We start from the raw sequence: 10,104 nt of genomic DNA on the forward strand, positions 1-10,104 counted from the left end.
ATTTGAACAGCAGCAACTTCGACGTGACGGCGGCGTGGCGGTGCGCCACGCACGACCTGGCCGTGCTGCCGCTCGGCGAGCCGGCCGGGCCGGCGGCACCGATCGCGGGGTTGCCCATCTACCAGGAGATCTTCGGTCGGGACACGATGACCGCCTCCTGGCAGGCGCTGCTGGCCGGTCCGACCATGCTGGGCGACAGTCTGCGGCTCATCGCCGGGCACGTGGGTGAGCGGTTGGACGACTGGCGCGACGAGGAGCCGGGCAAGCCGCTGCACGAGGCCCGGCAGGGACCGGTCTCCGCGCTCGGGCTGAACCCGTTCACCAGCTACTACGGCGACTGGTCGACGGCGCCGGACTTCCTGGTCTTCCTCGGGCAGTTCCTCGCCTGGACCGGTGACCTGGACACCGTGCGGGAGCTGCTGCCGACGGCCGAGCGGGTGTTGGGCTGGCTCGAGCGGTACGGCGACCCCGACGGCGACGGCTTCCTGGAGTACCACCGCCGGTCCCGGGCGGGGTTGAAGAACCAGGGCTGGAAGGACTCCGACACCGCGATCGTCGACGAGGACGGGCAGCTGGTGACCGACCCGATCGCGACCAGCGAGTTGCAGGCCTACTGGTACGCCGCCCTGCGGCACGCCGCCGTGGTGTTCACGGTGACCGGCCATCCGGCGCGCGGCGCCGCCCTGCTGGCCCGGGCCCGGGCGCTGCGCCGCCGTTTCCATCGCGCCTACTGGCTGCCCGACCGGGGCTGCTACGCGATGGCGCTCGGGCCGGACAAGCGGCCGGTGCGCTCGACCAACTCCAACGACGGGCATCTGCTGGCCGCCGGCATCGTGCCGGCCCGGGCCGCCGCGCTGGTGGCCGACCGGCTGCTCGCACCCGACATGTTCAGCGGCTGGGGGGTGCGGACGCTGTCGGCCGACCATCCGGCGTACAACCCGTTCAGCTACCACCGGGGCAGTGTCTGGCCGGTGGAGGCCGGCACGATCGGCCTGGGGTTGGCCCGGTACGGCTGCTGGGCGCACCTGCACCGACTGGCCGAGGGGATGTTCGCCGCGGCGGCGCTGTTCGAGGAACACCGCCTGCCCGAGGTGCTCAGCGGGCTGCCCCGCGACCCGGCCCACCCCCACCCCGGCGTATACCCGAACTCCTGCTCCCCGCAGGCCTGGTCGGCCAGTTCGATCATCGCCCTGGTCCAGGCCCTGCTGGCGCTACGACCGGCCGCGCCGCTGCGCACGATCCTCGTGGATCCACACCTGCCCGAGTGGCTGCCGGACCTGCGGCTGGAGGGCGTACGCATCGGGCGCGCCACGGTAGACCTGACCGTGCGGCGCCGGCGCGGCGGGCGGACCTCGATGACCGTGCGCGGCGACCGGCTGGCGGTGATCCGCCGGGCCCCGCGCCAGGCGATCTCCGAGCACGGGAGCGGGTGACGGGCGGCCGGTGCAGCCGGGCTCCCGCCGAGAATGCGGTCCAGAATCTGGGACTAGAGCGGTGGTGCGACTGTTTTCCGTCCAGTCAGCATCCGCCAGCAGGGCGGGCGGGACGCGCCGCTGGCCTGAACTGCGAGGTGTTGGCTGCGGGTCGAAGGCATGTTTAGCGCCAGGAGGCCGCAACGGCAGTCGCGCGAGCGTGCGTAAGGGTGGGGTGGTGGCCGAGGCGCGCGGATAGTGTGGTGCGCGGCGACGACCGGTCGCCGCGCGTGCTCGCCGAGGAGAGGTGTCTTGATGGCCGATGGGCCGATCTTGGTGCTTGGGGCGACCGGCGGTCAGGGCAGCGCCGTTATCGAGGCGTTGTTTGGCCGCGGGGCCCGGGTGCGGGCGCTGGTGCGCGACCCGGGGCGGGGGGCGGCTCGCCGGTTGGTCGACCGGGGTGTCGAGGTGGTCGCGGGTTCGCTGGATGATCGCGGTTCGCTGGCCACGGCGATGGCGGGCGCGGGGGCCGCCTTCGCGCTCACGACTCCATTCGAGGCGGGCGTGGCTGCCGAGGTGGCCCAGGGACGGGCGATCTTGGCCGCCGCGGGCGAAGCTCGAGTGCCGCATCTGGTGTTCAGTTCGGTGGCCGGCGCCGATCAGGGAAGCGGTGTGCCGCACTTCGACAGCAAGGCGCGCATCGAAGCCGAGCTGGCTGCTGGTGACGTCCCCTACACGATCTTGGGGCCGGTGTACTTCTTCGACAACGCCCTCGGCGGGGCGGACCGCATTCGCCGTGGGGTGCTCGAGCTGCCGCTGCCGGCGGATCGGCCGCTGCAGCAGCTTGCCCGCACCGACCTCGGCGTCTTCGCCGCGCAGGTACTTCTCGACCCCGCCCCCTACGTCGGGCGACGCATCGAGCTGGCCAGCGATGCCCCTACCCCCGCCCAGATGGCGGCCGCGCTGAGCGCGGCGCTGGGACGGGAAGTGCGCCATGAGAGGGTGCCGCTGGCCGAGATCGGCAATCCGGACATGCACGCGATGTGGGCGTTCTTGAATGGGCCGGGCTACCAGGTCGACATCGCCGCGCTGCACGCCGCATACCCGGAGGTTGGCTGGACCAGCTTCGCCGATTGGGCTCACCACACGTTTGGATCCGTTCCGTGAACGCTCCCGGCTAAGGGCGGCTAAGGGACGTCGTCGGGGCTCACGCTCGTTTTCGGCGCGCCCGCCCCGTAGCTTGACGTGACGCGAAAGGGGCCAGCCGATACCCCAAGACGCGAGATGGGCACCGCGGTGTAAGCCGTGCCAATGAACCGCCCTCCCATCGACGTCCTGGTCACATCCCCGTCGTACCAGGCTGCGACCATGACGGCCTGGCTGCGCCTCTCCTCGAGGTCCCGCTCCCGCCGTTCGCGTGCCACGCTCAACTGCCCCACCAGCACCAGCACCAGCACCAGCAGCCCCAGCGCCCGGCAGCACCGCCGGCGGCGCTGTCGGTGACTCCCACCCGTATCAGGGGGTATCCTGCGGGCATGGCCGACAGGAGCCCCAACACCGGCGCCCGCAGCGAGGACATCCTCGCCGCTGCCGGCATCGTCGTCTCCGATGAGGGGAAGGCTCGCGCGCGCCGCCGCCTGGACGAGGCCCGGGAGCGGTGGACGACGGAGCTCGACGCCCAGGCTCGCGAGCAGCTCGGCCTGCCGGCCCGCGCCGCGTGACTGAACCGGCCGTCCGGGTCGTCCTCGACGCCTCCGCGATCATTGCCTTCACCCGAGGGTCGATCGACGTCGGTGAGGTGATCGCCGAAGTCGCCGACGAAGAGAACTGCGTGTTCGGGCTGCCGGTACTGTGCGTGGCCGAAGCCGCCCGGGTGGTCGTCGACAGGGACCGCCTGCAGCTGCTCGTCAACCACCCGATCGCCGAGATCCTCTCGCCGCCGCCGGACAGCTGGGAGGCCCTCGCAGTCACCCTCGACACGGTCGGCAGGGTCGACGCCGCCACCGCGGTGCTCGCCGCGATCGACCTCGGCTGCAGCGTGCTGACCGGCCAGCCCGGCCTGTACGGCGGCATCGCCGGCGGCGGCCCAGTCATCCCCATCTGACCCAGGTACTACACGGCGTGCATCCGCAAGCGCGACGGCGAGCCAGACCCGATGTGCACCGGTCAACGCGGCCGGCTCACCATCTCCGGCAACATGCAAGTTCTCCGATCCGCATCTGGTGCCTCCTGTCGTCGCGCCTTGACCTTCCCCTGGCTGAAAGGTTCAGTCAGGTATGGGTAGAGCCGTGCCGGCCAGTCGGTGAGGCGTGATGCCACCGAGGGCCGTTTGCTAGGAGGGCTGTGATGACCGCGGCAGCAGATCGCACAGGAGAGGGCCGGGTGGCTGTTGAGCTTCGTTCGGTGCCGGGCTGTCCGAACCTCGCGCCGGCTCGGCACGAGCTGCACGCGGCGCTGGCCGACCTCGGTCTGCCCCTCGCGGTGGTCACCGAGGTCGTGGGGGACTACCCGTCACCGTCGATCCTGGTGAACGGTGTGGACGTGATGGGCGGCATCGGCGACGGTTCAGCGGCCTGTCGCTTGGATCTCCCCACTGCCGAGCGCATCCGCGCTGCCCTGCGCCAGGCGGTAGGCACCGCTTGGTCTGACGCCCGGTCGGCCTATCGCCACCGTTGAAAGCGGCTTACCGGCCAGCGGCGCCGGCTGGCCGACCACAGGCAAACACTGGTGTCCCTACTCGGAAGCCACGGTGTGGCCACCGATCTGATCAGCCCAGGCACGGTTGATGAGGCAAGACCTTGTTGGCCTGGTCGACGCGGCCGTGACCAGAGCGGACGTCATTGCCGGCGCCCGCAGGAGGGGGCGCCGCTCTCCGCGGGTGCCGCTCAGCGGGTCTTCTTCGTCGCTCGCTTTCGGGGCGGAGTGAGCAGGTCGGCGATCGCCGCGATCGCGGACGGCACGAGGCGGTAGTACGCCCAGACGCCGCGCTTGTCGCGCTCGAGCAGGCCGGCTTCAGTGAGGATCCGAAGGTGATGACTCACGGTCGGCTGGGAGAGCCCCAGCGGGGCGGTGAGGTCACTGACGGACGCCTCGCCCTCGGGGGCGGACTGGATCAGGCTGAGCAGTCGTAGCCGGGCCGGGTCGGCGACGGCCTTCAGCACTCCGGCGAGCCGCTCGGCATCGGCGCGCTTGATCGGCTCGCCGGCAAGCGGCGAGACGGCAGGGGTTGCAGTTTTCGCAGTTGGCACGCCTTCCATCGTTGCACGAACACCATCGATACGCCGGTTGAACCAGTACGGGGTCACCGTCAGTTTGCGGGCAGTGCGCCGTGTCGACCTGTCAGCGGCCGGATGAGCGAGGGTCGGCCCCGCCCGACGGGTGACCGGGCGGACGGGCAGCGCCGGCGGGTTGGTCAGGCGGTGGGACCCAGTTCGGTGAGGAGCTTCTCCACCCGGGCGCGGATCTCGTCCCGGATCGGGCGGACCGCTTCGACGCCCTTGCCGGCCGGGTCTTCGAGCTTCCAGTCCTCGTAGCGCTTGCCGGGGAAGACGGGGCAGGCGTCGCCGCAGCCCATGGTGACGATGACGTCGGAGGACTCGGCGGCCTCGTACTCCAGGAGCTTGGGGGTCTGGTCGGTGATGTCGATGCCGACCTCGCGCATGGCCTCGACGGCGGCCGGGTTGACCTGGTCGGCGGGTGCGGAGCCGGCGGAGCGGACCTCGACGGTGTCGCCGGCGAGGTGGCGCAGCCAGCCGGCGGCCATCTGGGAGCGGCCGGCGTTGTGGACGCAGACGAACAGGACGCTGGGCTTGTTCATTCGTGAGATCCGATCAGACGACGGTGGGGCTGCGGCGTTCGATGAGGGTGACGTCGCGCCAGGTGCCGTGGTGGCGGCCGACGCGTTCGCGGGTGCCGACGGTGCGGAAGCCGCAGGCGGTGTGTAGGGCGAGGCTGGCGGTGTTCTCGGGGAAAATGCCGGACTGGATGGTCCAGATGCCGGCCTGCTCGGTGGAGGCGATCAGGGAGTCGAGCAGGAGCCGGCCGACTCCTCGGCCGCGGGCGTCGGGGTGGACGTAGACGGAGTGCTCGACCACCCCGGCGTAGACGCACCGGTCGGACACGGCCGAGCAGGCCACCCAGCCGAGGACCCGGCCGGCGGAGTCGACAGCCACCCAACGATGGTCAGGCAGCCGGGTCGCGGTGAACCGCCCCCAGGTCGGTGGCTCCGTTTCGAAGGTGGCGTGGCCCGTTGCGATGCCGAGCCGGTAGATGTCGAGCACGGCATCGGCGTGCTGGCCGCCCATTGCGGTGATGGTGATGCCGGTGGCGCTGGCGGGAGCGGTCATCGGTTCTCCTGGGCAAGGTGCGGCACGACGACGGCGTCGGCGGAGTCGGCGGCGTGGGGGTACCAGGCGGCGAGGGCGGCGACGGCGAGCAGGCCGCCGACGAGCTGGGCCGCGATGAAGCCGGGCACGGACGATGGGGCGATGCCGGCGAAGGTGTCGGTGAAGGCCCGGCCGATGGTGACGGCCGGGTTGGCGAACGAGGTCGAGGACGTGAACCAGTACGCCGCGCCGATGTAGGCGCCCACGGCGGCGGGGGCTGCGGCGGTGCGGCCGCTGCGGGCGAGGGCGAAGACGAGGACGACCAGGCCGGCGGTGGCGACCACCTCGGCCAGCCATAGGTTCCCACCGGTGCGATCGGTGCGGGACCAGGTCGCGGCGGGCAGCCCGAACATGAGGTCCGCCAGGACCGCACCGGTGATCGCGCCGAAGGTCTGGGCTGCGGTGTAGGCGGCGAGGTCGCGGCCGGTCAGGCCGGTGCCGGTGCGGCGGCCGAGCCACCAGTCGACGGCGGACACGACCGGGTTGAAATGCGCCCCGGACACTGGGCCGAAGGTCAGGATCAGCGCGCCCAACGCGAGGGCGGTGGCGATCGCGTTCTCCAGGAGCTGGAGGCCGACGTCGGTGGGGGAGAGCCGAGCGGCGGCGATCCCGGACCCGACCACGGCTGCAACCAGCAGGGCGGTGCCGGCGAACTCCGCCGACGCCCGCCGGGTCAGGGTGAGGCTCACGCGGTGCCACCGGCGGCCGGGGCGGAGGAGACCTCCAGCAGCGCGCCGAGCTGCCGGAACGCCTCCGGCCTCACCCGGTACCACACCCAGGTGCCGCGCCGCTCGGAGTCGACCAACCCCGCCTCCCGCAGCAGTTTCAGGTGGTGGGAGATGGTCGGCCCGGACAGGTCGAACGCTGGGGTGAGGTCGCAGACGCAGATCTCGGGAACCGAAGCGATCATCGACATCAGCCGCAGCCGGACCGGGTCACCCAGGGCCTTGAACATCGGCGCGACCACCGTCGCCTGATCGGCGTCCATCGGGCTAGCGGCGATGGGGGAGCAGCAGGCGACCGCGTTCAGGTCCACCACCGGCAGCGCTTGTTTCGACATGCCTCTAGGTTGACAGATTTCAAAACAGCGTGCAACGTGGGTCCTGCTTCGAAAAACATCTAGGCAAGGACGAAGCGATGATCAAGCTGTTCCGGCGTCGTCACGTCGACGCCGAGGACGTGACGCTGTGCGAATCGTGCGGGCAGGTATGCACCGCGGCTTGCCGCGCCGACGCCCGCTACGAGCGCACCTGCACCACTGCTCTCACCAACTACGTCCGCTGAACCCGTCAGGAGGAGAAATCATGTCCCGTGTCCAGCTCGCTCTGCGCGTGTCCGACCTCGAAGGCTCGGTGGCCTTCTACTCGAAGCTGTTCGGCGTCGAGCCGGCCAAGCGTCGCCCTGGCTACGCCAACTTCGCCGTCGAGAACCCGCCCCTGAAGCTCGTCCTCCTTGAGGGCGAGGCCGACCAGCCGACGGTCATGGACCACCTGGGCGTCGAGGTGTTCAGCACCGACGAGGTCAACGCCGCCACCCAGCGCCTCACCGACTCCGGCCTGATCACACTGGAGGAGAACAACACCGAGTGCTGCTACGCCCTCCAGGACAAGGTCTGGGTACGCGGCCCCGGCAACGAACCCTGGGAGGTCTACACCGTCAAGGCCGACTCCCCACAGTTGGAGAAGACCGCCGAGGCGCCTGCTGCACCCCGGCGGCCGAGACGGAACCCGCAACCAGCGGAAACGCGTCAAGCTGCTGCTGAACGTGGTGTGGGTGCCCGGCGGCCATGGCCGCCGCGCACCCACACCCCTCCACGCGTTCCTATCGCCTGACAACGGCGACAGACAGCAACAGGAGGTGCTCGGTGACCACTTCGGTGCCTCCGACGGTCAAGCCGCTCCCACAGCAGGTCGGCTCAAGTCACTGTGGCACTGATGGCAGGCACGCGGGACCGCACCTGCCGTTGTCGCCGGCATGACACAACCTTCCCGCCTACACGGCGAACAACTCGTCCGGCCGCTCGTTCCTGCCGCCCCACCCACCCGGCCCCGCCCGTGCCCGAGGCCGATGCCGGCACTGCCCGTTCACGTTCCTCCGCCGGTGTTCGCCGCCGCGCAGGACGTGCTGCTGGGGATGGCTGTCCCGTCAAGCTGCGGCCGGGTGACCGCGCAACAGCTCCTGCACCCGTTGGGCTGGGCGCCGGGCCGCCGCCTCGACATCCAGCCACATGAGGGAATGCTCGTCGTCTGCTCGGCCCACGACGGACGACGCCAGATCGGCAGCCGCGGCGAGCTGCCCCTACCGGCACCTGCCCGGCGAATGTGCGGAATCAAGCCAGGCCAGCCGGTGCTGCTCGCCGCTCTCGTCACCCACGACCTGCTCGTCGTGCACCCCGCCGGCACCGTCATCCGCCTCCTCGCCGATCTACACACCCGACTTGCGGGAGCCGGACATGTCCGCTGACGCCACCACCGTCGCCGCCGCGTGGCAGGTCCTGGCTCACCTCGGCGTCACCCTGACCGACCTCCGATCCCACACCGACGGCCCAGCCGCCCTGCCGACGATCGCCGAGTACCTACCCCGCGTCATCGCCGCAGCAGGCCCCGGCGCCCAACGCACCTACGGCACCTACTGGCAGCGCATGGCCACCGCGTGGGGCGACCGACCGCTGGACGCGGTCGCGGCCAGCGACGTCGAGGCCCTGAAACAGCAGATGACCACCACTGCGCGGTCGCGGCGTAACAGCCGCAACGGCCGGCACGCGGGCGAGCATGTCATCGCCGCCGCTCGCGCCTTCTACTCCCGGGCCATCGCCGACGGCTTGATCGACGCCTCGGCAAGTCCCGCTCACCGCGTCGCCAAGCCGCGCCGTCTGCCCAGCACCCGCCGTGCGTTGACACCGAAGGAGTTGGAGGAGATCAACGCGGTGGCGCGTACCAGCGGCAACGACGTCATCCTCGACGCCCTTCTGCTGCGCCTGCACACCGAGACCGCCTGCCGGCGCGGCGGCGCCATCGCCCTGCGGCTCGTCGATCTGGACCGCACGAACGGGCTCGTGCGCTTGATCGAGAAGAACGGCGTCGTGCGGTGGCAGCCGATCACCCTCGACCTCGCCGAGCACCTGTACGAACACGCCCAGGCCCGCGGTGCCGCCCGGCCCATCGACCGGCTACTTCGCTACCGCAACGGCCTGCCGATCAGCAGCCGCCGCTACGACCACCTATGGAAACGCATCGGCGAACGACTGCCCTGGGTCGCCACCCAAGGCATCTCCACCCACTGGCTGCGGCACACCACCCTCACCTGGGTGGAACGCAACTTCGGCTACGGGATAGCCCGCGCCTACGCCGGTCACACCGACAGCCCAGGCTCCTCTACCACCACCTACATCAAAGCTGACCTCCACGACCTGGCCGACGCGCTGTCGGCGATGACCGGACAGCCACACCCGTTCGCCAACACGAGCGAGACCTCCAACGGCCCGGCGACAGATACCTTGCCCTGATTAGCCTATGTGACCCGCCCGGGCGGCGTGCTGGGGAATGGCTCCGCATCGCGCCGCACGGCAATTTCAAGAAGCCCGGATTCTTCGGCCGTATCGGTGCCAGCGCAGGCAGCAGAATTGATTGCATTAGTTGCGTCGTGGCCTGCTCGTGGGCAGCTCACGCCTATGGTGTTACGCATCGTGAAGTGCTAGTCTTAACGCATGAGCACCCGTTTGTATAACGGATGCTACATTCCCCCCTCGGACACCACTCTTCGTGCCAGATCACGGGAGCTCACCACCCTGGTGGCTCCCGATGAGGGCACCGCGTAGCACCCGTGCACACATCGAAGATCAGGGCGCCCGGCGCCACGCGCTGAGGCCGCGCCAACGGCTGCGGCGGTCACCATGACGGCCGCCCGGCAACCGCCCCGCCGACGCCTCGACGAGCAACTCATCGGCGCGGTCATCCCCACCCCGCTTCCTCGCCCGGCACCGCCACCGGCTCCGATGCCGGCACTGCCCGCAGCCCTCCCAGCTGCGCGGGAACCGGTCGACGGCATCGTCTTCGACGTGGCCCGCCCGGACGCCGACGGCCGCGTGGCGACCCGAGCGCTGCTGCGGGCGCTGCGCTGGCCGCCCGGTCACCGCCTCCACATCGACGTCACCGACGGCCTGCTCCTGATCACCGCCGCACCCGACGGGACGCATGCCGTCGGCACCCGCGGGGCACTACCCCTGCCCGCCGCGGCCCGGCAGATGTGCGGCATCACCCCGCACCAGGTGGTGCTGCTGGCGGCGATCCCGACGCCCGATCTGCTCA

Annotated in this window: 12 protein-coding genes and 3 pseudogenes; 10 read left to right on the forward strand and 5 right to left on the reverse strand. The window is 70.8% G+C overall.

The window, feature by feature from the left end:
• The 5 genes from ONA70_RS30980 to ONA70_RS31000 all read left to right on the forward strand — a co-directional run.
• A partial coding sequence (locus tag ONA70_RS30980) for an amylo-alpha-1,6-glucosidase (RefSeq protein ID WP_406601281.1) occupies window positions 1–1,433 on the forward strand: 1,433 nt, incomplete at its 5' end.
• A 294-nt stretch (window positions 1,434–1,727) separates the two neighbouring features.
• On the forward strand, window positions 1,728–2,579 hold the full coding sequence (locus ONA70_RS30985) for an NmrA family NAD(P)-binding protein (protein ID WP_265010039.1): 852 nt from the start codon (window positions 1,728–1,730) through the stop codon (window positions 2,577–2,579).
• 368 nt (window positions 2,580–2,947) lie between these two features.
• Window positions 2,948–3,133, forward strand: coding sequence for a hypothetical protein (locus ONA70_RS30990; RefSeq protein WP_265010040.1), 186 nt, complete (start codon window positions 2,948–2,950; stop codon window positions 3,131–3,133).
• A complete protein-coding gene (locus ONA70_RS30995; RefSeq protein ID WP_089006330.1) occupies window positions 3,130–3,516 on the forward strand; it encodes a hypothetical protein in 387 nt (128 codons plus the stop codon). Before ONA70_RS30990 ends, ONA70_RS30995 begins: the two co-directional genes overlap by 4 nt.
• A gap of 278 nt (window positions 3,517–3,794) precedes the next feature.
• Window positions 3,795–4,088, forward strand: coding sequence for a hypothetical protein (locus tag ONA70_RS31000; RefSeq protein ID WP_265010041.1), 294 nt, complete (start codon window positions 3,795–3,797; stop codon window positions 4,086–4,088).
• Window positions 4,089–4,297: 209 nt separating this feature from the next.
• Here ONA70_RS31000 and ONA70_RS31005 read toward each other — a convergent pair whose 3' ends face one another.
• The 5 genes and pseudogenes from ONA70_RS31005 to ONA70_RS31025 all read right to left on the reverse strand — a co-directional run bounded on the left by ONA70_RS31005 (window position 4,298) and on the right by ONA70_RS31025 (window position 6,857).
• Entirely contained in the window at window positions 4,298–4,669 is a 372-nt protein-coding gene (locus ONA70_RS31005; RefSeq protein WP_089006332.1) for an ArsR/SmtB family transcription factor, read from the reverse strand.
• 155 nt (window positions 4,670–4,824) lie between these two features.
• A complete protein-coding gene (locus ONA70_RS31010; RefSeq protein ID WP_265010042.1) occupies window positions 4,825–5,229 on the reverse strand; it encodes an arsenate reductase ArsC in 405 nt (134 codons plus the stop codon).
• 13 nt (window positions 5,230–5,242) lie between these two features.
• The gene (locus ONA70_RS31015) at window positions 5,243–5,758 is read right to left on the reverse strand and encodes a GNAT family N-acetyltransferase (RefSeq protein WP_406601282.1); all 516 of its coding nucleotides are present in this window, start codon (window positions 5,756–5,758) and stop codon (window positions 5,243–5,245) included.
• 20 nt (window positions 5,759–5,778) lie between these two features.
• Window positions 5,779–6,486: pseudogene (locus ONA70_RS31020) on the reverse strand (aquaporin); the annotation flags it as partial.
• On the reverse strand, window positions 6,483–6,857 hold the full coding sequence (locus ONA70_RS31025) for an ArsR/SmtB family transcription factor (RefSeq protein WP_265010043.1): 375 nt from the start codon (window positions 6,855–6,857) through the stop codon (window positions 6,483–6,485). The pseudogene ONA70_RS31020 and the gene ONA70_RS31025, both read right to left, overlap by 4 nt.
• Before the next feature lie 77 nt (window positions 6,858–6,934).
• Here ONA70_RS31025 and ONA70_RS31030 point away from each other — a divergent pair, with 77 nt between their 5' ends.
• The 5 genes and pseudogenes from ONA70_RS31030 to ONA70_RS31050 form a co-directional block, all read left to right on the forward strand.
• Window positions 6,935–7,081 (forward strand): hypothetical protein, encoded by a 147-nt coding sequence (locus ONA70_RS31030; RefSeq protein WP_265010044.1) that lies wholly within the window; start codon window positions 6,935–6,937, stop codon window positions 7,079–7,081.
• 20 nt (window positions 7,082–7,101) lie between these two features.
• Window positions 7,102–7,559, forward strand: a pseudogene (locus ONA70_RS31035) (ArsI/CadI family heavy metal resistance metalloenzyme).
• Window positions 7,560–7,957: 398 nt separating this feature from the next.
• A complete protein-coding gene (locus tag ONA70_RS31040; protein WP_265010045.1) occupies window positions 7,958–8,260 on the forward strand; it encodes a hypothetical protein in 303 nt (100 codons plus the stop codon).
• On the forward strand, window positions 8,250–9,302 hold the full coding sequence (locus ONA70_RS31045; protein ID WP_265010046.1) for a tyrosine-type recombinase/integrase: 1,053 nt from the start codon (window positions 8,250–8,252) through the stop codon (window positions 9,300–9,302). The genes ONA70_RS31040 and ONA70_RS31045 overlap by 11 nt, the downstream gene beginning before the upstream one ends.
• Window positions 9,303–9,689: 387 nt before the next feature.
• Window positions 9,690–10,104 (forward strand): annotated as a pseudogene (locus ONA70_RS31050) (hypothetical protein); the annotation flags it as partial.

It is taken from the genome of Micromonospora yasonensis, from assembly GCF_026013475.1.
Classification (GTDB): Bacteria; Actinomycetota; Actinomycetes; order Mycobacteriales; family Micromonosporaceae; genus Micromonospora; species Micromonospora yasonensis.

Excerpts from the sequence above, each read along its gene's own strand:
- ONA70_RS30985 (WP_265010039.1), top strand. The coding sequence starts at position 1,728 with ATGGCCGATGGGCCGATCTTGGTGCTTGGGGCGACCGGCGGTCAGGGC.
- ONA70_RS30990 (WP_265010040.1), top strand. The coding sequence starts at position 2,948 with ATGGCCGACAGGAGCCCCAACACCGGCGCCCGCAGCGAGGACATCCTC.
- ONA70_RS31005 (WP_089006332.1), bottom strand. The coding sequence starts at position 4,669 with ATGGAAGGCGTGCCAACTGCGAAAACTGCAACCCCTGCCGTCTCGCCG.
- ONA70_RS31010 (WP_265010042.1), bottom strand. The coding sequence starts at position 5,229 with ATGAACAAGCCCAGCGTCCTGTTCGTCTGCGTCCACAACGCCGGCCGC.
- ONA70_RS31015 (WP_406601282.1), bottom strand. The coding sequence starts at position 5,758 with ATGACCGCTCCCGCCAGCGCCACCGGCATCACCATCACCGCAATGGGC.
- ONA70_RS31025 (WP_265010043.1), bottom strand. The coding sequence starts at position 6,857 with ATGTCGAAACAAGCGCTGCCGGTGGTGGACCTGAACGCGGTCGCCTGC.
- ONA70_RS31030 (WP_265010044.1), top strand. The coding sequence starts at position 6,935 with ATGATCAAGCTGTTCCGGCGTCGTCACGTCGACGCCGAGGACGTGACG.
- ONA70_RS31045 (WP_265010046.1), top strand. The coding sequence starts at position 8,250 with ATGTCCGCTGACGCCACCACCGTCGCCGCCGCGTGGCAGGTCCTGGCT.